General features: G+C 71.5%; 13 protein-coding genes. 11 read left to right on the forward strand and 2 right to left on the reverse strand.

Going from position 1 to position 21,016, the window contains the following annotated elements:
* Positions 1 to 75 precede the first annotated feature (75 nt).
* Positions 76 to 1,419, forward strand: a complete 1,344-nt coding sequence (locus G6O69_RS33950; protein ID WP_172307619.1) for a parallel beta-helix domain-containing protein — start codon at positions 76 to 78, stop codon at positions 1,417 to 1,419.
* A gap of 174 nt (positions 1,420 to 1,593) precedes the next feature.
* Here the strand turns inward: G6O69_RS33950 and G6O69_RS33955 are convergent, their stop codons facing one another.
* Complete coding sequence (locus G6O69_RS33955; RefSeq protein WP_255215947.1) at positions 1,594 to 2,613, reverse strand: isocitrate/isopropylmalate family dehydrogenase; 1,020 nt, start codon at positions 2,611 to 2,613, stop codon at positions 1,594 to 1,596.
* A 70-nt stretch (positions 2,614 to 2,683) separates the two neighbouring features.
* Between G6O69_RS33955 and G6O69_RS33960 the strand changes: the two genes are divergently transcribed.
* The 3 genes from G6O69_RS33960 to G6O69_RS33970 all read left to right on the forward strand — a co-directional run bounded on the left by G6O69_RS33960 (position 2,684) and on the right by G6O69_RS33970 (position 5,886).
* Positions 2,684 to 3,214 carry an O-acetyl-ADP-ribose deacetylase gene (locus G6O69_RS33960; RefSeq protein WP_172307621.1) on the forward strand — a complete coding sequence of 177 codons (531 nt, stop codon included), beginning with the start codon at positions 2,684 to 2,686 and terminating at the stop codon, positions 3,212 to 3,214.
* Positions 3,215 to 3,260: 46 nt separating this feature from the next.
* Entirely contained in the window at positions 3,261 to 3,998 is a 738-nt protein-coding gene (locus tag G6O69_RS33965; RefSeq protein ID WP_172307622.1) for a lysophospholipid acyltransferase family protein, read from the forward strand.
* 70 nt (positions 3,999 to 4,068) lie between these two features.
* Positions 4,069 to 5,886: a hypothetical protein gene (locus tag G6O69_RS33970; RefSeq protein WP_172307623.1), complete on the forward strand. Its 1,818-nt coding sequence runs from the start codon at positions 4,069 to 4,071 to the stop codon at positions 5,884 to 5,886.
* A 12-nt stretch (positions 5,887 to 5,898) separates the two neighbouring features.
* On the opposite strand, the gene G6O69_RS33975 is transcribed toward G6O69_RS33970, so the two are convergent.
* Positions 5,899 to 6,561, reverse strand: a complete 663-nt coding sequence (locus G6O69_RS33975) for a hypothetical protein (RefSeq protein ID WP_172307624.1) — start codon at positions 6,559 to 6,561, stop codon at positions 5,899 to 5,901.
* Positions 6,562 to 6,689: 128 nt separating this feature from the next.
* Here G6O69_RS33975 and G6O69_RS33980 point away from each other — a divergent pair, with 128 nt between their 5' ends.
* The 7 genes from G6O69_RS33980 (at position 6,690) to G6O69_RS34010 (ending at position 20,967) form a co-directional block, all read left to right on the forward strand.
* Positions 6,690 to 7,577, forward strand: a complete 888-nt coding sequence (locus G6O69_RS33980; RefSeq protein WP_172307625.1) for an MBL fold metallo-hydrolase — start codon at positions 6,690 to 6,692, stop codon at positions 7,575 to 7,577.
* Positions 7,574 to 9,208, forward strand: a complete 1,635-nt coding sequence (locus G6O69_RS33985) for a sigma-54-dependent Fis family transcriptional regulator (RefSeq protein WP_346017119.1) — start codon at positions 7,574 to 7,576, stop codon at positions 9,206 to 9,208. Before G6O69_RS33980 ends, G6O69_RS33985 begins: the two co-directional genes overlap by 4 nt.
* 122 nt (positions 9,209 to 9,330) lie before the next feature.
* The gene (locus tag G6O69_RS33990; RefSeq protein WP_172307626.1) at positions 9,331 to 9,873 is read left to right on the forward strand and encodes a sigma-70 family RNA polymerase sigma factor; all 543 of its coding nucleotides are present in this window, start codon (positions 9,331 to 9,333) and stop codon (positions 9,871 to 9,873) included.
* 187 nt (positions 9,874 to 10,060) lie between these two features.
* Positions 10,061 to 11,113 (forward strand): type II secretion system protein GspC, encoded by a 1,053-nt coding sequence (gene gspC / locus G6O69_RS33995; RefSeq protein ID WP_176397253.1) that lies wholly within the window; start codon positions 10,061 to 10,063, stop codon positions 11,111 to 11,113.
* Between the two features lie 172 nt (positions 11,114 to 11,285).
* Complete coding sequence (locus tag G6O69_RS34000) at positions 11,286 to 14,807, forward strand: AAA family ATPase (protein WP_172307628.1); 3,522 nt, start codon at positions 11,286 to 11,288, stop codon at positions 14,805 to 14,807.
* On the forward strand, positions 14,807 to 18,490 hold the full coding sequence (locus G6O69_RS34005; protein WP_172307629.1) for an AAA family ATPase: 3,684 nt from the start codon (positions 14,807 to 14,809) through the stop codon (positions 18,488 to 18,490). The genes G6O69_RS34000 and G6O69_RS34005 overlap by 1 nt, the downstream gene beginning before the upstream one ends.
* Positions 18,487 to 20,967, forward strand: a complete 2,481-nt coding sequence (locus G6O69_RS34010; RefSeq protein ID WP_172307630.1) for an AAA family ATPase — start codon at positions 18,487 to 18,489, stop codon at positions 20,965 to 20,967. The genes G6O69_RS34005 and G6O69_RS34010 overlap by 4 nt, the downstream gene beginning before the upstream one ends.
* The last annotated feature ends 49 nt before the right edge of the window (positions 20,968 to 21,016 follow it).

Below are 21,016 nucleotides of genomic sequence, written 5' to 3' on the forward strand. Positions count from 1 at the left end.
GCCCGTCACCGAGGTTCATGCCCTCCAATGCAGATTGAGCGCCCAATAACCTGCGAATGCATGCATCCTCCACGCATGGCTGCGCCATACACGTGGTTCCAAACGGCCTGCTCGAGCCTCGCCCTCGGCATGGCCACCGTGGCTTGCGGCGACGACCTCGTCTCAGCCGAAGACGAGGCCGATGTCAGCGACGCGGCCGACACCAGCCAGGAGAGCGAGGAGACCGGCGCCGAGCTGCCGGCGCACTGCGAGGGCGCGGACGCCTGGGCGGGGCCCAGCGAGGACAACTTCGCGGTCATCCAGGGCATGCTCTCCGCGGCCAGCGAGGGCGACGTGATCTGCCTGGCGGCGGGAGACTACGGCGGGCTGTCCACGCAGCTGTCCATCTCGATCGACAACCTGACCCTCCGCGGCGCTGGCAAGGACAAGACCATCCTCGACTTCAGCGAGCAGAGCGCGAGCGAGCCCCTCGAAGACGCGGGTGTCATGGTTCTCGACGGAACCGACGGCGTCACCATCGAGGATCTCCAGATCGAGGACACCGCCGGCGAGGGCATCACGGTCTACGCCGCCACCAACACGACCATCTCGCGGGTCGCGGTCCAATGGTCGTCCGAGGACCCCACCGGCCACGGGACCTACGCCATCGAGCTCTATGTAGCCAGCGACGCCGTGGTGAGCGGGTCCACGCTCACCGGCGCCCGCTCGGCCGGCATCGTCGCGTTCTCGGGGATCCGCCTCGCAGTCCACGACAACCTGGTCTCGCAGAGCACCGCAGGCGTGGCCATCACCGCCGTCACCGACGTCTGGGTGTTCGCCAACGAGCTCCACGACAACGCCATGGGCGTCATGGTCTACGACTTCCTGCACTTCGATGGGATCATCGGAGCGAACACTCGAATCTACGAGAACGACATCCACGACAACAACCTCGAGGACTGGCCAATCAGCCCCGAGAGCTGGGTCGACTCCGATCTTCCAAGCGGGGTCGGCGTCGCCCTGCTCTCGGCCAGCCTCGTCGAGATCGACCACAACGAGCTCGACAGCCACGACACCGCCGGGGTGGTGATGCTCAACACTGCGGGCGAGCTCTTCGAGACCACCGAGCATCCAAGCGCTTCAGCCGTGAACCGTGGGATCCACGTTCACGACAACACGCTCACGAATATCGGCTACGACCCCAGCGAGCCCGTCGCCAGCCTGCTCGAGGGCAACGACGGGCCGGGGCTGCTGTGGGACGGCGTGCGTCCCCAGTGCGACGACGAGCTCGAGCAAGGCCAGGAGATCTGCGTCCAGAACAACACCGGCGACGCCTCCACGCTCTTCAACCTCGATCAGTGCGGGCTCTATGGCGGCCCCAACACGGACACCGCCGTCCTGGACTGCGAGGGCGTGACGCTGCCCGACTGGCCGGGCTGAACCGGCCAGCGTCGAAGACGTGCGAGCCGTCGCCCGCGGCTCACTTTGTCGTGTACCACCGGCCGCATCGATCGCTCACCGCGACCGAATTTCGAGAGGGGCCACCCGCGGCCGGATCCGGCGCGAGCAGCCCCTCTCGAGCTGAAACCTGGTTTGCCCCGCGGGCGAAGCCGCTCAGCCTAGGGCGTCCTTCATGCGCCCGATCACCACCTCGGTGAAGGCGCTGAGGCTGAGCTGGCCGCCGATGTCGGCGGTCTTCTCACCGGCCTCGATCGAGGCGAGCACCGCCCCGCGCAGGGCCTTGCTCGCCGGGACCTCGCCGATGTGGCGCAGCATGTTGGCCATGGCCATGAGCACGGCGGTCGGGTTGGCCTTGTTCTGACCGGCGATGTCGGGCGCGGTGCCGCCCGCGGGATCGAACATCGCCACGCTGACCTCGCCGCTCTCGTTGAAGCCGTAGGAGGCGCTGTCGCCCAGGCCGATCGAGCCGATCAGGCCGTAGGCCATGTCCGAGAGGAAGTCGCCGTACTCGTTGGGGCAGACGATCACCCCGTAGCGCTCGGGTCGCATGATCACCCCGGCGAGCAGGGCGTCGAAGAGCTCCTCGCGGAACTCCGTGGCCGGGTAGTCCTGAGCGACCAGGCGCGCGGCCTCCTGGAACAGGCCGTCGGTGGCCTGCTGGATCGTGTACTTGGAGGTCGCGATCACGTTGGTCCCGCGCAGCTGGGCCAGGCGGAAGGCGAAGCGCGCGGCGAGGACCGAGGGCCGACGCTCGATGGTGCGGATCGAGACCGCCGTGTCCCGGTTGATCCGCCGCCCGGCGTCCTCGTAGGTGCCGCCCGTGGCGATGCGGATGATGTCGAGGTCGATGGTCTTGCTGAAGTTTGTCTGGATCCCCGGGATGGTGTGCACCGGCCGGTGGATGACCGCGAAGTTGCAGCGCTCGCGGATCACCCGGTTGGGGCTCTCGCGGGTCGTGGCCGTGGGGTACTTCATCGAGGTCCCGTGGCGGCGCATGGCGGCCTCGGTCTCGTCGTAGATCACGTCTCCCCGGGCCTCGCGGTTTTGATCCGAGAGGTCGACGGGGACGAAGTCGAGTTCGAAGGGCAGGGCTTCCGCGACGGTGTGCACGCTCTGCGAGAGCTCGCGAGCGATGCCGTCACCGTGGAGTTCGACGATGGTGTAGCGCGACATGCGAGGGCGCAGCATAGCCGCGCACCCCCGCCTCGTCGACGCCCCCAGCGGTACTCGCTATGCTCGCGGGATGCCCGTCGAGATCAGCATCACGCGCGGCGACATCACCACCCTCGAGTGTGACGCGATCGTCAACGCTGCCAACCCGAAGTTACTCGGAGGCGGTGGCGTCGACGGAGCCATCCACCGCGCAGCCGGGCCCAAACTGCTCGAGGCATGTCGCGCGCTCCCGCGCACCCACGGGATCCGCTGCCCCTTCGGCGAGGCCCGCATCACCCCTGGCTTCGACCTCCCGGCCGCCTGGGTGATCCACACGGTCGGGCCGATCTACCACCGGACCCCCGAGCCCGATCGAGTCTTGCGCGCGGCCCACCGCAATTGCCTGGGCATCGCCGCACAACGTGGCCTGCGCAGCCTGGCCTTCCCCGCGATCTCCACCGGGGCCTACGGCTTCCCCGTGGACCGAGCCGCGCAGATCGCCCTCTCGGTCGTCCGGGAGTCGCAGCCAGGCTGGGGCAGCGTGGTCAAAGTGCACTTCGTGCTGTTCACGAACGAGGCTCTAGAAGCCTATCAGCGCGCTTTCGCGGACCCCGCCGCCTGACAGTGTTGCAAGTTGCCCGGGGCTGAGCGACACATTTCGGGTTTCGATGCGAGTCATCGTCGAGCTTCTCCGCGCCTGGCAGTGGATCCGCCTGTTCTCTCTGATCAGCTGGTTCCACGTCTTCAAGCTCATCGGGAACATCATCGATCGCCGTGACGGGGTCATCGAGCAGCACATCGCCAGGCTGATGAGCAGGCGGATCCTCGAGGTCGTCCGCATGAACGTGCACGTCGAGGGCGAGGAGAACTGCCGCGGCCTCGAGCACTACGCCCTCGCCTCGAACCACCTCAGCTACCTCGACTGGGTGCTGATCTTGGCCCACTTCCCCCACTCGGTCAGCTTCATCGCCAAGCGCATCGTCACCTTGATGCCGGTGTTCGGCTCCTACCTGCGCAACCGCGGGGTGCTGATCGATCGTCGCAAGGGGGTCTCGGCGCGCACGGTGATCCGCGAGGCCGCCCAGAGCTCGCCCTGGCCGCTGGTCATCTTCCCCGAGGGGACGCGCAGCCAGGACGGCGAGCTCAAGCCCTTCAAGCGCGCCGGCATCCGCATCCTCGCCGAGGAGGGGCGCAAGCTGCTGCCGGTGGTCCTGCTCGGCACCTTCGAGGCCCTCGGCAAGGACGACCGGGCGATCCGCACGCGCAGGCGCCTGGGGATGATCATCCTCCCGCCCCTGGATCCCCAGGAGCTCGGGGTCGAGGAGGCCTGCAATCGGCTCGAGCAGGTGATCGCCGAGACCTACGAGGCGCGGCGCCACGAGTTCGGCTACCCCGTGCACTCGTGATCGCGGCCGCGCCCCCGCGGCTGGGACCAGGCTTGGCGGAGGTGCCCCCGGATCGGGTACGTTCCGCCCCATGGTCCAGCCGGACGCCAAGACCCTCGAGGTCGTCGAGATCACGCCCCCTCTTGCCGAGCAGCGCGCCCGCCGAGACGCCCGCTTCGCGCTCCCGGGCGAGCGACGCTCTCGCTACTCGCTGCCCACGGCCCTCGACTCGGGCTCGCCGGTGGGCTACCGGACCCGCGTGGGTCTCAGCCACGCGGACGGCCAGGAGGCGCTGCGCCTGCTCTCGCTGCGCCCGCCCACGGGCTTCGCCCCAGCCAGCGACGAGCCGGTCCGCGAGGCGGAGCTCTTCGAGGAGAGCGCGCTGGGCGTGATGATCGCCCGGCAGTCGACAAACTACCGCGGCCAACGTCAGGTCAGCTTCGGCCCCGAGGACTCCAAGCGCATCGCCGAGCTGCTCGCCAAGCTCGAGGATCTCGAGGCCCCCGCCCTCGAGGGCGCCCGCTACACCCACCTGATCCTCTCGCGGCCCTACAAGACCCCGTTCACGCTGCTGCTGACCTTCGTGGGCCACAAGCCGCTGCGCAGCCTGCTTTCGGTGCCCCGCCGCGCCCTGGACAAGCAGCTGCGCCACTCCACCGACATCCCGACCATCGGCTACCTCCAGCACCTGCACCTGGGGATCCTCGCCGACACCCTCGAGCGCGCGGTGGTCATCGCCTCCAAGGGTCAGCGCCGGGCGCAGATCATCCAGGCGCCCTTTTGCAGCGAGGCCCGCGAGCGCAACGCCGAGGTCATCGCGGAGCTCGAGCGCATGTGCAAGCTCAGCGGCGAGGACCGCCGCGGCGGCTGGCGGCTGCACATGGTCGCCCAGGTCGGCGACGCCCTCGAGGACGAGGCCCTGCACTTCGAGGACCCCGCGCTGTGGCGCAAGCTCGGCGCCAACCTGCTCGCCTTTCGCAGCGAGCGCATCCAGCCTGGGGTCAACTTCGAGGCCAAGGCCCCGGCGCCCTACCGCGAACTCCAGGACATGGACGTGTCCGAGGAGTTCACCGTCCAGGCCGGGCGCGCGGCCTACAACGCCTTCACCCGGTGGACCGGGGCCGAGCGCGAGCGCGGCAAGCACCTGATGCTCCTCGACCGCATCGACGTGCTCACCCCCGACGGCAAGACCCGCCTGCGCAAGATCCGGGAGAAGCTCGAGAGCATCACCGATCGCGTGGTCGCCGAGATCCCCAAGTGGGCCGACGTGCCCCTGGGCAAGGCGCTCTCGCGCAACGCCGAGCGCGGGCGCAAGGCCTTCGCGCTCGCCGGTCAGCGCATCTACCTGGCCGGCCTGTCCAAGGCCGAGATCGCCGCCGAGGGCATCGACTGGGAGCTGGCCGTGCGCGCCGTGGGGGCCGCCGCCTGCCGCGGGGGGCTCTACGCCGAGCTCATGGGCGTGGTCGGCCTGCCCGAGGGCTGCGATCTCCTCGCCGGCGTGTGCGTGATGGCTGGCCCCGTCAACCAAGACGACATCGGCAAGACCTACTACGGCATGCCGGACTTCATGACCGACAACGCCGAGTTCGCCCAGCGCGATCCGACCTCGCTGCTGGTCTGGACGTTCAAGGCCAAGACCGTCGCCGACCCGATCGGCAACGAGGAGCAGCTGCTCAACGCCGGCCGCAAGGGCGCGCTGGTCGACCTCCGCCCGGCGCCCCACGAGATCGTCTCGCTGGCCGTGGGCGGGCGGCTGCTGCCGATGCGCCGCCGCGAGGGCAAGACCAACCGCGAGCGCGCGTTCGCGGATCTCGACAACTTCGTGCGCGACCCCGAGGGCATCGAGATCCCCGGCAACCGTGGCGAGGCCTGGCCCGACCGCTGGCGCGACGCGCCCGTGTGGGGCTGACCTGCGCAGGGCTCAGCGCGTGGGCGTGACCGTGGGCTCCGCCGCCAGCTCGAGGCGGAGCGCCACCTCCCCGGCCGCGTCGACGGCGAGGTCCAAGCTGCCGAGCAACACCTCCGCCCACGTCCCGTCCGGGAAGCCCAGCGTGCAAAAGCCAAAGCTGACCCGGGCCTGCTGACCTGGCGCCAGGCCGCGCTCCGACACGCCCACGAAGCGGCGATAGTCACCGGGCGCGAGCAGATCGTCGTTGGATTCGCGCCCGCAGCCCGTGCCCCAGGCCATCAGCAGTGGCGCGCTCGGGTCCTCGCCAGCGGCCGGCAGCGCGCTGACCTCGGCGTAGATCATCGGCTTGGGCCCGGCCCCGAAGTCGTAGGCCCCGCTGGTTTCAACGCTGGGATCGACCTCGACCTCGATGACGATCTCGAAGCCCGTGGGCGCGTCGGGGTCGGCGATCTCGACCGCCCGAGCCTGGGTCCACAGACGCAGGCCGCCCAGCTGCTGGGGCTCGCCGCGCTCGCGGGCCTCGCCCCGCCCCTCGACGAAGCTCGCGGGCGCCTCGACTTCGCCATCGGCCTCACGCGTCGCCGCGCCATCTTCCTGCACGGGCGCGCTCGTCGGCGCGGGCTTGCAGGCCAGGAGCCACAGCGATCCGATCGACACGAGGAGCCTGCGCGCCATGAGCTCCATGCTGCATCAAGATCGATCAGGCGGTGCACCGAGCTGGCGCAGGGGCGGCCTACTTTGAGTCTAGTAAGCTGAAATCACTCGTCTTTTTACGCCGAACGGGTTTTGCAAAATTCTCGGCCATGCACATCGAGTTCTACGGAGTCCGAGGGTCCATCGCCACCGCTGGGGAGGCCACCCGCCGCTACGGCGGCAACACCTCCTGCGTCGCCGTGGAGGTGGCTGGCGAGCAGCTGATCTTCGACGCGGGCACCGGCATCCGCGCGCTGGGTGGGGATCTGGGCCGCGCCGGCGGGGCCGAGCGGACCCACGTGAACCTCTTCTTCAGCCACCTCCACTGGGACCACATCCAGGGCTTCCCCTTCTTCGGCCCGGCCTACGTGCCCGGCAACCGCATCGACCTCTGGCACGTGCGTGGCGCCCCCGGCCAGCCCGATCTGCGCACGGTCCTCGACGAGCAGATGCGCGCGCCCACCTTCCCCGTGGGCCTCGACATGATGCGCGCCGAGCTCTGCTTTCACGAGCTCGGCTACGGCCAGGTGGTCCGCGTGGGTGAGGCCCAGCTGCGCCACGTCGCCGTCGATCACCCCAACGGCTGCGTGGCCTGGCGCGTGGATCATCCGCAAAGCGGCGCCTCGCTGGTCTACGCCACGGATCTCGAGCACGACGCCGACGCCCTGCCCGAGGATCTCGTGGCGCTATGCCGCGGCGCCGACCTGCTGATCTGGGACGCGATGTACACCCCCGAGGAGTACGCCGGCGTGGGCGGGGCGAGCCGGAAGGGCTGGGGGCACAGCACCTTCGAGGTCGGGGCCGCCCTCGCCGAGCGCGCCGGAATCGGGCGCCTGTGCCTCTTTCACCACGATCCCAGCCACGACGACGGCTTCATGGACGCGCTCGCGGCCCGGGCTCGGCGGCGACTCGCGGGGACCATCGTGGCCGCCGAGGGCGTGGCCATCGAGCTCGGCGCCCCCTCGACCCTCCTCGACACGGCGCGGCGCTCGGCGTGACCGCCATCGATCCGAGCGCACGCGCCTTCCCTCGCGCCCGCGCCTGCGCGACCCTGGAGCTGGTGAGCGCGACCGGCAAGACCCGCGGAGCAGACAGCGTGGCCATGGCCGCGGCCCCCTACCTGACCCGCGGGGTCGAGCTCGACGCGCTGCTCGTCGCCCTGGTCGACAGCATCGTCGAGCGCCTCGCGGCCGAGCGCGGCACCCTCTACCTCGTCGACGGACGCACGCGCACGCTCAGCTCCGTCGTCGCCCACCTGCCCGAGCTCGAGCACATCCGCCTCGACCTCGGCCAGGGCATCGCCGGGACCGCGGCCGCCGAGGGTCGCGTGCTCAACGTCGCCGAACCCGAAGCCGACCCGCGCTTCGACGCGACCTTCGACCGCCAGACGGGCTTCTCGACCCGCTCGCTGCTGGCGATCCCGATCCGCGACAGCAGCGGCGAGGTCATCGCGGTGCTCCAGCTGCTCAACGCCCAGCGTGGGGCCCAGCGTGGGGCCCAGCGGGGGGCCCAGCGGGGGGCCCAGCGGGGGGCCTTCACCAGCGAGGACGAGCTCGCGGCCGCCGAGCTCGCAGCCTCGGCCGGCCAGGTGCTCGAGGCCACCAGCCTCTACGCCGAGCTGCGCGCGCGCAGGCCCGTGGCCCACCCGCCCAAGGAGGCCGCGCCCCAGGCCCCGGGGCCCAGCTACACCTTCAACCAGATCGTCGGCGAGTCCCCGGCCATGCGCTCGGTCTACGCGATCGTCCGCAAGGCCGCGGCGACCGACGCGACGGTGCTGCTCACCGGGGAGAGCGGCACCGGCAAGGAGCTCATCGCCCGGGCCGTGCACGTCAACTCGCCGCGCCGCGCCGGCCCCTTCGTCAAGGTCGACTGCACGACCTTGCCCGAGGCGCTGATCGAGAACGAGCTCTTCGGTCACGAGCGCGGCGCGTTCACGGGGGCCCACAAGACCGCCCCCGGCAAGTTCGAGGTCGCCGACGGCGGGACCTTGTTCATCGATGAGATCGGCGAGCTCCCGCCGGCCCTCCAGGGCAAGCTGCTGCGCGTGCTCCAAGACCGCGAGTTCGAGCGCGTCGGCGGGACCGCGACCTTGCGCACCGACATCCGGGTGATCTTCGCAACCCACCGCGACCTGCCCGCCATGGTCGACGCCGGCGAGTTCCGCGAGGACCTCTACTATCGCATCCGCGTGGTCCCCATCGAGCTCCCGCCCCTGCGCGAGCGCGGCTCCGAGGATCGCCTGCGGCTGATCGAGCACTTCGTCGAGCGCTACGGTCGGCGCCACCGCCGGCCTATCCAGCGCGTGACCGAGGCCGCCATCGCCCGGCTGCTCGAGCACGACTTCCCCGGCAACATCCGCGAGCTCGAGAATTGCATCGAGTCTGCCGTCGTGCTCTGCGATGGCGCCGTCATCGACGCGGAAGATCTGCCCCTCGTCCGTCGCAAGGGTGGCCCAAACTCCGGCAAGTCCAGCGATGGACCCGCCCTCGGCGACCCCGGGACGAGCCTGGCCGAGCTCGAGCGCGAGCACCTCCGCTTGGTGCTCGAGGCTTGCGACGGGAATCAGAGCGAGGCTGCTCGCCGCCTCGGTATCGGTCGCAACACCCTCGCCCGCAAACTCGAGAGCTGACGAGCTTCGGGACGGCGGACCTTCATAATCACACCTTGCAATGTTGCATGGTGGCCAACCCGTTGGACAGGCAGGCATATCTGCACGCCAAATCGATACATTCACGGTGATAAGGTGCCGGCGTGCGCAATGAAGTGCAGGATGAACAACTGATCGCGGACTACCTCTCTGGCAATCGACAGGCGGGAAACGCCCTCGCCGAGCGCTACTACCCGGCGCTGCGGACCTATTTTCGGACCCGCGTCCCCACCGAAGAGGCAGAGGAGCTCGCTCAGCACACGCTCTTGCACACCGTGGCTCGCAGCGAGCGCTTTCGCCACGCGTCGAGCTTTCGCCACTACGTCTACTCGGTCGCGCGGCGCGTGCTCGCCGAGCGCCACCGCCAGGCCCTGCGCCGCCCGGACTGCGACCCCGAGCACGAGACCCCGGCCGACGACACCAGCCCGAGCGAGCGCATCGTCAGGCTCGAGCGCCACGCCGCCCTCGAGCTCGCGCTGACCGAGCTCAAGAGCCCCTTTCGAGAGGTGGTCCGCATGCACCTCGATGGCATGACCAACGTCGAGATCGCCGAGGCCCTGGGCATCCCCAGCAACACGGTGCGCAGCCGGCTGTCGCGGGCGCTCGCGTCCTTGCGCCGCGCCCTCGCCAACGACGAGGCTGCCTGAGCGGCGGGCACCCCGGCCCACCTCGCACACGGGCGCCAACACCCCTACGCATGACGGCCACGTCGTCGTCATGGCCGCGACTCGCCCTCGGCCTCTGCCATTTTGTCACGAGCCGGACGTCAAAGCGTCAGCCCCGGCCATGGATCCACGTGCTTTTCAGGCGGCCGAGCGCTCTCCCGCTCATGGCATGTCGGTTGCACCAACGCCCTGCATGCAGCGCCTGCTCTCGAACCACGTCGGGATGGTCAAGCTCTTCGGCTCGGCTTTGATCGTGTTCTTCGCGGGTAGCGCGCTCACCACGACGGTGGTGTCCAGGCTCCTCCTCGATGTCGGTGAAGCAACCACAGCGAGCGAGGACGCGGCGGAGGGCGAGGGCGAGGGCGAGGGCGACGAGGAAGACGCCGCCGCCAAGACCCTCGCCTCGGCCCGCGCCAACGCGACCCTCGGCCTCGCCAGCAAGGCGCCCCGCAAGGAGGCCGCCGCCGAGACCATCACCAACGCCAACTTGTTCTGCCCGACCTGCGTCCCCGTCGAGGTCTCCGAGACGGTGCTCGCCTCCGCGGGTCCGAGCGCGAGCTTCGGCGAGACCCGCAGCAGCCTGCGCCTGCAGCTGCTGGCAACCATGGAGTCCGACGATCCGACCTTGTCGATGGCGACCATCCGCGACCTCGACAGCAACAGCTTGGGGCCCTACACGGCCAACGAGCAGCTCCGCGCCGGGGTCACGCTGCTCGCCGTCGAGCGCGGCCGGGTCGTGGTCCTCAACCAGGGCCGGCGCGAGTACATCACCTTGGGTGACGAGCCCGCGCCCGCCCCTGCGCCCGCGGCCGCCAAGCCCACCACCACCGCCAAGCCCACCGCCTCCAAGGGCAAGTCCGTGGCCATCGAGGGCGCCGAGGATGCCATCGACTGCAGCAACGAGAACGCCTGCGTCGTCGAGCGCAAGTTCGTCGACCAGCTCCTGGCCAACCCCACGCAGCTGATGACCCAGGCGCGCATGGCCCCGATCTCGCGCGATGGCGAGCACGCCGGCTTTCGGGTGTCTCGCATCCGCAGCGGCAGCCTGGCCACGCTCATCGGCCTCGAGAACGGCGACGTGATCAGCGAGATCAACGGCCAGAAGCTCGGGTCCATCGACGAGGCCCTGGGCATGTATCAGAAGCTGCGCCGGGCCAGCCACCTCTCGGTCGTCGTCGAGCGCGGCGGCGCGGTGATCACCAAGGAAATCTCGATCAAGTAGGTGCCGCCGGAATCCTCCCGCGGCCGCGGACGTCGCCTCCGACGAGGTCACTGACGACCTCTACGGGAAGGACCGTCGCGGCCGTGTGCGCGTTTGACCGCGGCGGGGCTCCCCCGACCTCGGGCGCGGCTGTTACACTCGCGCGCGTCCGCCCGCCCCGCCGCCTCGCCCAATGAGCGAACCGCTCGAGCTCGACGTACTCCTGATCATCGAAGCGCTGGCCAGCGGCGACTTTCTGGCGTGGCCGTTCGCCAGCCCGGAGCACGTCGCCCACGGCGCCAGTCGCGAGGCCGTGCTCGAGCTTCAGGAGCTGTTCTTGCGCGAGCACCTCGCTCGCCTCGATGGCGCCGCCCTCGCCCGCTTCGATCCCCACGGCGACGTCCAGCTCCACCGGATCGAGGTCGAGCTCGCCCGCGACGACCTCCCCGAGCGCCTGCGCCTGCGCACCCCCCTACCCTTCCCCTGCGCCCTCGTCCCCGACATCGACGGCGCCTGGGTCGTGGTCCTCAACCTCCGCCACGTGCTCTGGGTCGCCGAGGGTGAGGAGCTCGAGGCGCGGGTCCAGGCCGAGATCCAGCGGGTGCTCGCGGCCAGCGAGCTCGACGGCCGCGCCTTCCTCGAGCTGCTGCGCGGGGCCGACCCCTTCGAGCTCGCGCGCCTGCACCTCGAGGTCGACCGCGAGGAGCGACGCGGCGCCGAGGCCCGCGCGGCGGCCCGCCGCCGTCACGCCCGCGAGCGCAGCGAGGCCGAGGCCCGCCAGCTCCTGAGCAGCGTCGGCGCCTCGATGCTCGAGGAGGCCAGGCGCCGGCGAGCCCCGCCCGTGCTCCATCGCGAGCGCGAGATCGCGGCCCTCGACGCGCTGCTCCGCGGCCCCGAGCGCATGGCCCTGATGCTCGTCGGCCCCGATCTCGCGGGCAAGAGCGCGGTGATCCACGGGCTGATCCAGCGCTGGCTCGAGCGCCCCCGCGGCGAGCGGCGGGCGCTGCCGGAGCTCGTCGCGACCTCCGGCGCCCAGCTCGTCGCCGGCCAGTCGGGCTTTGGCCAGCTCGAGCAGCGCGTCCACGACGTGATGGCGGCCGCCGAGCTGCTCGACGCCGTGCTCGTGTTCGACAACCTCTCGGACCTCTTCGCGCGGACCAGCGGCGAGCTCGGCGACGTCGCGGCGTCCATGCGCCCGTGGATCGAGCGCGGCCGCATCCGCATCCTCGGCGAGATCAGCCCCGACCTGCTCGAGCACCACGAGAAGCGCCACGTCGGCTTCTTCGCCCTGCTCAACCGCGTGGAGGTGGCCGAGCTCAGCGCCGAGCAGACCCGCGAGGTCCTCGACGCCCGCGCCCGCTTCGACGCGCGCTACGAGCCCGGGCGCCCGACCCTGTCGCGGATCTCCGGCCACGACGCGCTCACGCCCCTGGTCGACCTCGCCCAGCGCTACATGAGCTACCGGGCCTTCCCCGGCAAGGCGCTGCGCTTTTACCTCTCGCTGCGCGCCACCCAGGAGGGCGAGCTCGACGCCCGCGGCAAGCCGCGGGCGATCGGCCCCGAGGACGTCTATCGCGGGTTCTCGATCCACTCGGGCATCCCGATGTTCTTGCTGCGCGAGGATCGTCGCCTCGAGCACGCCCGCGTCGTCGAGTACTTCCGCGCCCGGGTGATCGGCCAGCGCGAGGCCATCGACCGCGTGGCCGAGACCCTGTGCACGGTCAAGGCCGGACTCCAGCCCACGGCCAAGCCGCTCGCCACCTTCTTGTTCATCGGGCCGACCGGCGTGGGCAAGACCGAGGTCGCCAAGACCCTCGCGCGCTTCTTGTTCGGCTCGCCCGAGCGCATGACTCGCTTCGACATGAGCGAGTACATGGACCCGCTGGCCGCCGAGCGGCTGATCCGCGGCAGCGACCGCGACGACGGGGTGCTCACCCGCAAGGTCCGCCAGCAGCCCTTTTGCGTGCTCCTGCTCGACGAGATCGAGAAGGCCCACCCGGCGGTCTTCGATCTCCTGCTCCAGGTCTGCGGCGAGGGCCGGCTGTCCGACGCCCGCGGGCGCACGACCTGGTTTCACAACGCGATCATCATCATGACCTCCAACCTCGGGGCGGCCCACCACCGGCCGCGCTCGGGCTTCGACTCCGCCCCCCGGCCGAGCGCCGAGGACGGCCTCGACGAGCAGGCCCTGCGCGAGCGCGAGCGCTACTACCTCGAGCAGGTCGACCAGCACTTCCGCCCCGAGTTCGTCAACCGCCTCGACCGCGTGATCCCCTTCCACCCCCTCGATCGCCAGCAGATCCACGAGGTCGCCGAGGTCTCCCTGGCCCGGGTCCGCGAGCGCGAGGGCGTGGCCGAGCGCGGCGTCGAGCTGCTGGTCTCACCGGCGACCCTCGAGCGCCTGGCCCACGACGGCTACTCCGACGCCTATGGGGCCCGGGCCCTGCGCCGCGCCCTCGAAGATCGTCTGGTCGCGCCGGTCTCCCGGGCGCTCGCGGCCCTCGGCGAGCGCGGCGAGGGCTGCACCGTGGTCGTCGACGAGGCCGCGGGCGACTCCGCCAATGGAACCAGCGCAGCCAAGCCCGGCGAGCGCCTCCCCCCGGGCCTGCGCCCCCTCGCACGCGAGCAGCACGATGGCCTGGTCATCGAGATCGGCGCGGCCCAGGGCAAGGCCACGCGCCGGACCCTCGAGGACCTCGAGCGGGTCTCGGCCCTGCGCCGCAGCGCCCAGGCGGCCTTGGAGCTCCCGCCCCTGCGCGAGCTCGCCGAGCGCCTGCGCACCCTCGTGGCCGAGCTCGGCCACGGGGCCCACCAGCGCCGGGCCGAGCGCTCGGCCTGGGAGCACTCGGCCGAGCTCACCCGCCTCCAGACCGAGCACGGGCGCATCGCCGGCACCGTCGAGCGCCTGACCGAGCTGCGCGAGTCGATCGAGAGCGCCGAGGAGCTGACCATCGCCGCGCTCTACGAGGGCGAGCCCGCCGGGGTGTTCCTCGACGCGGCCGAGGAGGCCCACGCCGCCCTGCGCCTGGCCATCGTCGACGCCCTGCTGCTCGAGCACGAGCGCCACGCCGTCATCGTCCACCTGCAAGAGCAAGATCGCCGCGGCGCCCTGTGCCCCTACCTGCTCCCGCTGCTCGACGAGCTCGACGCGCGCGGCTGGGCGCTGCGCTTTCACGTGGCCGGCGACGCGCCCGAGCCCGGCGACGACGCCCGCGCCCGCCGCTGGCCGTCCGACCGCGCCTGGGGTCCGCCACGCGGCGGGCCGTGGATCCGTCGCGCCCTGCTCGAGGACCTCGACGGCCACCGCAAGCGACGCTGGCGAGACCTGCTGATGTGCGTCGAGGGCCGCCACGCCGGCGCCATCTTGCGCGCCCAGCTCGGCCTGTTTCGCTACGAGTCGCGCTGGCTGCCCGAGGCGCGCCGCGACGACGAGGGCCGCCCCGGGCACCTCGTGATCCGCCTGATCTCCGACGCGGCCGAGATCCAGCCCGAGGCGTGGGCCGGCGACCACCTGAAGATCCCCAAGCCCCAGCGCCGCGCCGACCTCGACAGCCAGCGCAAGCGCGCCTACTTCGACGAGCGCGGGCTGCTCCAGGGCAGCATCGCCAGCGCGCCGATGGCCGTCGAGCCCGAACAATTTTGGTCGCGCATCGAGGAGGTGCTCTTCGCCCCGCTGGCCGAGCGCGCCTACCACGGACCGGAGGGCTCGAGCTGATGGCGGCCACGGACTTCTCGGTCACGGTCTTCCAGCGCCAGGTCGGCACCGCCGGCACCTGGGTCTCGCTGGGCTTCGGCGCCGCGCCGATCCGCGTCACCGGGCGAACCTCCACCAAGCTGCGCGAGCGCTTCGTCGCCGCCTGCCGCGAGCGCGTGCGCGGCTGCGCCGCGGCCGAGCTCCCCGAGCTCCAGCTGGTCCGCGGGCGCAAGCTCGTGCGCCTCGCCATCGACATCACCTTGCGCCGCCCCGAGGGCCGCGAGCGCTTCGCCGGGCGCGTCCCGCTGGTGCTCGAGTCGCGCCCGCTCGGCCCCGACCGCCTGCTGCCCATCGCCTATCATCCGCTGCGCCCCAACGAGTGGTTCCCCTACCTGCACGAGGGCAAGCTCGGCGAGCGCGCGGCCACCTTCTTTCAGCAGGCCTGGCTGAGCGCGGGCCTGGCCGGCGAGGAGCTCGACTGGCTGCGCTCTCAGGGCCGCGAGCAGCTCAAGCTGATCGCCTTTCGGGCCGAGCCCAAGTCCTTGCTCAGCGCGCTCTCCAGCCGCCGCCGTGGGCCCGAGATGGCGCGCATCGGCGCCCGCAAGCGCCGACCGGGGACCAGCCTGCTCGACGACCTGGGCATCGATCTGACCCGCAAGGCCAGCGACGAGGGCCCCGAGGCCCTGTCCGCCGGGATGATCCGCGAGCCCTACCGCGAGCAGCTGCGCCAGCTCCTGTGCGGCGAACGCAAGGCCCCCGCGCTGCTGATCGGCCCGCCCGGCGTGGGCAAGACCACCTTGGTCCACCGCGCCGTCCTCGATCTCCTCGACGCCGACGGCTGGGCCAGCCATCAGAACCTCGATCGCGTCCACCACGTGTGGCAGATCAGCGGCCGGCGGATCATCGCGGGCATGAGCTACCTCGGCCAGTGGGAGCAGCGCTGCGTCGAGCTGCTCGAGGAGACCTACGCCAAGCAGATCGTGCTCTACGCCGACGACCTCCACGCCTGGGGGCGGATCGGCGAGTCCCAGCAGAGCGACCGCAGCCTCGCCAGCTTCTTCCGCGGGCCGGTGGCGCGGGGCGAGCTGACGCTGATCGGCGCGTGCAGCCCCGAGCAATTCCAGCAGCTCCAGGCCGACGCCTCGGCCTTCGCCAACCTCTTCACCACGATCCACGTCGAGCCCACGACCCCGGCCACGACCTTGCGCATGCTCGTCCACGAGGGCCGCAAGCTCGAGCGCGTCGCCGGCTGTGCCTTCGACGCTCGGGTCTATCGCGCGATCTTCGAGCTCGCCGGCTCGCTCGACTCGGGCGGCGCTCACCCGGGCAAGGCCCTCGAGCTGCTCCGGGCCCTGGCCGCGCGCCACCGGGTCTCGAGCGAGCGCATCGGCGATCTCGAGCTCGCCGACGTGCTCCTGCGCCCGCCACCAGACGGCCACGGCCGCCCACGGATCGGCGCCGCCGAGCTGATCAGCCTGCTCTCGGAGCGCACCGGCATGCCCGAGCTGCTGCTCGCCGCCGACGACCCGCTGAGCCCGCGAGCCGTCTACGAGGCCTTCTCCGCCCAGGTCATGGGCCAGCCCCAGGCCGTCGAGGTCGTCCGCGATCTGATCGTCCGCATCAAGGCGGGGCTCTGCGATCCCAGCCGCCCCTACGGCGTGTTCTTGTTCACCGGGCCCACGGGCACGGGCAAGACCGAGCTCGCCAAGGCCCTCGCCGCCTACCTCTTCGGCGACGAGTCTCGCCTCGTCCGCCTCGACATGAGCGAGTACAACGTGCCCGGGGCCGCGGCTCGGCTGATCGGCGATCGCTACACGCCCCAGGGCGTGCTCACGGCTGCCGTGCGCGCCCAGCCCTTTTGCGTGGTCCTGCTCGACGAGGTTGAGAAGGCCGATCCTTCGGTCCTCAACTTGATGCTCCAGCTCTTCGACGACGGCCGGCTCAGCGACGCGACCGGTGAGGTCGCCGACTTCCGCCACGCCGTGGTCATCATGACCTCCAACCTCGGCGCGAGCGCGGTCCCGGCCATGGGCTTCGGCGCTCGCCAGGACAGCAGCCAGGCCCAGGCCGTGCTCCAGGACATCGCCCGGGCCGTGCGCGAGTTCTTCCCCCCGGAGCTCTTCAACCGCATCGATCGCGTGGTCCAGTTTCGACCCCTCGATCGCCCCGCCGCCCGGGCCATCGCCCGCAAGGAGCTCGGCCGCCTGCTCGGGCGCCGCGGCCTGAGCGAGCGCAACGTGTTCGTGCGCTACACCGACTCGGTCCTCGATCTCGTCGTCGCCGAGGGCTTCGACGCCAAGGACGGGGCGCGCTCGCTCAAGCGCTGGCTCGAGGACAACGTCGGCTCGCTGCTCGTCGACACGCTCACGCGCTCGCCCGGGGCGAGCATGCGCCTGCTGTGGATCTACACCGGCGCCCGCGGGCGCCTGCGCGTGCACGAGCAGGCCCTGCGCGAGGCCGAGCCGATCCCCGATCACAGCCGCATGAGCGAGCTGCTCGAGCGCCCGACCAACGCCCTGGTCGCGCAGCTCCCCGCGGCCCTCGAATTCCTGCGCAGCCTCGACCACAGCCCGCGCCTGGCCGCGCTCTCGCGGACCTTGGCCGCGCTCCTCGACGCCTTCAACCGCAAGACCGGCGAGAAGACCGGCGAGGCCGACTCGACCCCCGAGGCCAACGCGCTCTACAACCTCGAGATCCTCCGCGGCGAGATCAGCGAGCTGCGCGCGGCCCTCGAGCTCCACGCGTCCTACGACCAGCGCCTCGAGGGCAAGGTCGAGGAGGCCGCGGGCCCCCACGAGGGACTGGGCGAGCAGCTCGAGCTCGAGCGCTTCGAGAGCGAGGAGATCCAGGGCGAGGAGGGCGTCGTGCTCCGCCGCCGTCGCCTCGATCGCCGCGCGCTGGTCCCCAACCTCCCCCTGCGCGAGCGCCAGACCATGCTGCGGGCGATCGCCGAGGTCTGGTTCCTCGAGCGCGCGATCGCCAACGCCGAAGATCCCGAGCAGCACGTGGTCTTCCTCGAGCTCGGCCGCGTCGGCGCGCCGGGGCCGGGGGCCGGGCGTCAGCGCTTCTCTCGCCGCGGCGGCGGGCTCTTCGAGCGCCTGACCCGGGCCTACGTCGAGCAAGGCCGCGGCGACGTCGAGGCCTGGGCGGCCCTGCGCCGGGGCGAGGCCGAGGACGAGGACGACCACCGCGTGCTCGCCGGGCGCAGCGAGGGCGCCACCTCGCCCGGCCTGTTCGAGCTCGCCGCCGACCCCCACGTCGACCTCCTGGTCCTCCAGCTCGTCGGGCCTAGCGTGCGCGAGTTCTTCGCCGGCGAGTCCGGCAGCCAGGTGCTCGAGGTCCTCGGCGGCGGCCAGGAGATCGTCCGCGTGCGCGTGCTCGATACGCGAGCGGGCGACGATCCCAAGCGCGCCATCGAGCGGACCTTGAGCCAGCGCCAGGCCTTCGCCATGGCCCTCGAGGGCCACCGCCAGCCCGCCTCGTCCAACCTGCCCCACAACCCCGACGCCATGCTGGCGATCATCCGCCGCTTCAAGCTCGAGGAGGCCCGGCCAGGGCGCCCGCAGGCGGTCGAGGTCGAGGACTATCCCCTCAGCCACGCGGCCAGCCACGGCGGCGCGGCCCTCGAGGCCGTGCTCGAGCTGCTGTGGCTGATGCGAGTCGGCGTCGCCCTGAGCCCCAACCCCGGAGACGATCGCCCATGAGCGTCCCCAAGGAGTCGCTGCGCGTCTACCTCGTGGGTCACCACGACGGCAAGCTGACCGCCAGCTTGCTCGCCCGCAGCTGGGCCGAGTTCGCGCCCTCGGCCTTCGGCGCCAGCGAGGCCGAGGTCCTCGACGACCTCGAGCAGCTGATCGCCGACATGCTGGCCCGCGACCCCGCCGCCCTCGATCCCTTCATGTGGGACGAGAGCCTCTCGGTCCGCACCGTCCGCGTCGAGATCCAGCCCCAGGCCGTGGTCGACAAGCGCTGGGTGATCGGCAAGCAGCCCATCCCCCTGCGCCTGACCTTCGCCTGGTCGCGCCTCGCCAAGGGCGGCTACCGCGTGATCCTGCCCCGCTTTGGCTGGCGCTTCGTGCTCGAGGACCTCGACATCGCGGCCACGGTCCTGCGCCAGGCCGTGAGCTCGGCCCTGCTCGGCCGCGACGCCAGCACGCTCTTCGACTTCCGCGTGCTCGGCCCCGAGCGGGTCATCGCCTGGTCGCCATCGGTGCTCGGCCGACGCCGCCGCGATCGCGGCGCGGCGATGTCCTGGTCGGCCTTCCCGGCCCTGCACGCCGTCGCCGAGGAGCTCGTCGAGCGCAGCCGTCGCAAGCGCTCGCGCCTGGTCGAGCCCCCGGACCTGCGCGCCCACGCCCACCTGTGGGCGCGCGAGACCCCGGCTTCACTGCTGCTCGTCGGCGGGCCCGGGGTCGGCAAGACCACCTGGGTCGAGACCCTGGCCCGGGAGTTCTCGCGGCGCCGAAGCGGCGCCGGCTCGCGCAGCGCCCCCAAGATCTGGGCGACCTCCGCCGAGCGGATCATCGCCGGGATGATGTACCTCGGCCAGTGGGAACAGCGCTGCCTCGACATCGTCCACGAGCTCAGCCACGAGGGCGACTACCTCTACGCCGGCCAGCTCCCGCCCCTGCTCGACACCCGCAGCGCCCGCAGCTCGATCGCCGACTTCTTCCTCCCGGCCATGGAGGCCGGCGACGTCAGCTTGATCGCCGAGTGTCACCCCCGCGAGTACGAGCTGCTCAAGACCAAGCACCCGCGCCTGCTCGCCGCGTTCTCGATCATCAAGCTCGACGAGACCCCGACCGCCGCCATGCCCGGGCTGCTGCGCGCCTACCAGGCCCGGGTCAACCCCAGGCTCGAGCTCCAGCCCGAGGCCCTGCGCCGCCTCGTCCAGCACCTCGAGCTGTTTCGCCGCGACACCTGCTTTCCGGGCAAGGGCTTTCGCTTCCTCGACTGGCTCAACCAGGAGCACGGCCTCGATCTCGCGACTTCTCTGGCTTCGGAGCTGGCTTCGGAGCTGGCTTCGGGCCGCGCCGAGGACCCGCGCTCGACCTCACCCGGCGTCGACTTCGACCGCCCGCCATCGCCCTCCCTGGACACCACGGATCCCACGGCCGCGGCCCAGCCGCTCGGACCCACGCTCGCGGCCACCAAGGTCCTCCGGGCGCCCGACGCCTCCGCCGCGTTCTCGCGCCACACCGGCCTCCCCCTCGAGCTGATCAGCGAAGAGGCCGTCGCCGGCCCCGAGCACATCGCCGCTCGCCTGCGCGTCGGCGTGATCGGCCAGGACCAGGCCTGCGCGACCGCGGCCCGGGTCCTCGCTCGCTTCAAGGCCGGCCTCGACGACCCCGAGCGCCCCGTGGGCAGCCTGTTCTTCGTCGGCCCGACCGGCGTCGGCAAGACCGAGCTCGCCAAGCAGCTCGCCCGCTACATGTTCGGCGCTGCCGATCGGATGATCCGCCTCGACATGTCCGAGTACATGCTCCCCGGCGCCGCCCAGCGCCTGCTCGCGGTCGGCCCCGGGGTCTCGAGCCTGGCCGAGAAGGTCCGCCAGCAGCCGCTCTCGCTGATCTTGCTCGACGAGATCGAGAAGGCCCACCCCGAGGTCTTCGACCTGCTGCTCGCCGTGCTCGGCGAGGGCCGAATGACCGACGCCGGCGGCTCGCTGATCGACTTTCGCATGACCTTGATCGTCATGACCTCGAACCTCGGCGTATCCCAGCGCGGCCCCGCGGGCTTCGGCGTCCCCAGCGAAGACGAGCGCGCGCGCAGCTTCGACGCCGCCGTGCGTCGCCACTTTCGCCCCGAGTTCTTCAACCGCATCGACTCCCTCGTCCCCTTCCGCAACCTCGCCCCCGCCGACATCCGGCGCATCGTCGACCTCGAGCTCGCCAAGCTCGGCGGGCGCACCGGCCTGACCCGCCGCAACCTCGGCCTCGAGGTCAGCGCTCAGGCATGCACGACCCTGGCCGACTGGGGCTGGCACCCCACCCGCGGCGCCCGGCCGCTCAAGCGCGTGCTCGAAGAGCAGCTCATGGCGCCGCTGGCCGTGCTGCTCGCGCGCAGTCCCAAGCTGCGGGATCGGGTGATCCGCGTGCTCGCCCATGGTGAGGGGGGCGAGGTCGAAAAGGACGCGCTGGTGGTCGTGCTGCCCCGCGAGCGGCCGGCTACGGCGCGCTGAACGAATCTCGCGGAGTCGACGCGCCTGCGTGGGGGTGCGATACTGGTCG

This window comes from Pseudenhygromyxa sp. WMMC2535, from assembly GCF_011083025.2.

Coding starts and splice junctions, on each gene's coding strand:
- G6O69_RS33950 (WP_172307619.1), top strand. CDS start 76: ATGGCTGCGCCATACACGTGGTTCCAAACGGCCTGCTCGAGCCTCGCC.
- G6O69_RS33955 (WP_255215947.1), bottom strand. CDS start 2,613: ATGTCGCGCTACACCATCGTCGAACTCCACGGTGACGGCATCGCTCGC.
- G6O69_RS33960 (WP_172307621.1), top strand. CDS start 2,684: ATGCCCGTCGAGATCAGCATCACGCGCGGCGACATCACCACCCTCGAG.
- G6O69_RS33965 (WP_172307622.1), top strand. CDS start 3,261: ATGCGAGTCATCGTCGAGCTTCTCCGCGCCTGGCAGTGGATCCGCCTG.
- G6O69_RS33970 (WP_172307623.1), top strand. CDS start 4,069: ATGGTCCAGCCGGACGCCAAGACCCTCGAGGTCGTCGAGATCACGCCC.
- G6O69_RS33975 (WP_172307624.1), bottom strand. CDS start 6,561: ATGGCGCGCAGGCTCCTCGTGTCGATCGGATCGCTGTGGCTCCTGGCC.
- G6O69_RS33980 (WP_172307625.1), top strand. CDS start 6,690: ATGCACATCGAGTTCTACGGAGTCCGAGGGTCCATCGCCACCGCTGGG.
- gspC (WP_176397253.1), top strand. CDS start 10,061: ATGTCGGTTGCACCAACGCCCTGCATGCAGCGCCTGCTCTCGAACCAC.
- G6O69_RS34000 (WP_172307628.1), top strand. CDS start 11,286: ATGAGCGAACCGCTCGAGCTCGACGTACTCCTGATCATCGAAGCGCTG.
- G6O69_RS34005 (WP_172307629.1), top strand. CDS start 14,807: ATGGCGGCCACGGACTTCTCGGTCACGGTCTTCCAGCGCCAGGTCGGC.
- G6O69_RS34010 (WP_172307630.1), top strand. CDS start 18,487: ATGAGCGTCCCCAAGGAGTCGCTGCGCGTCTACCTCGTGGGTCACCAC.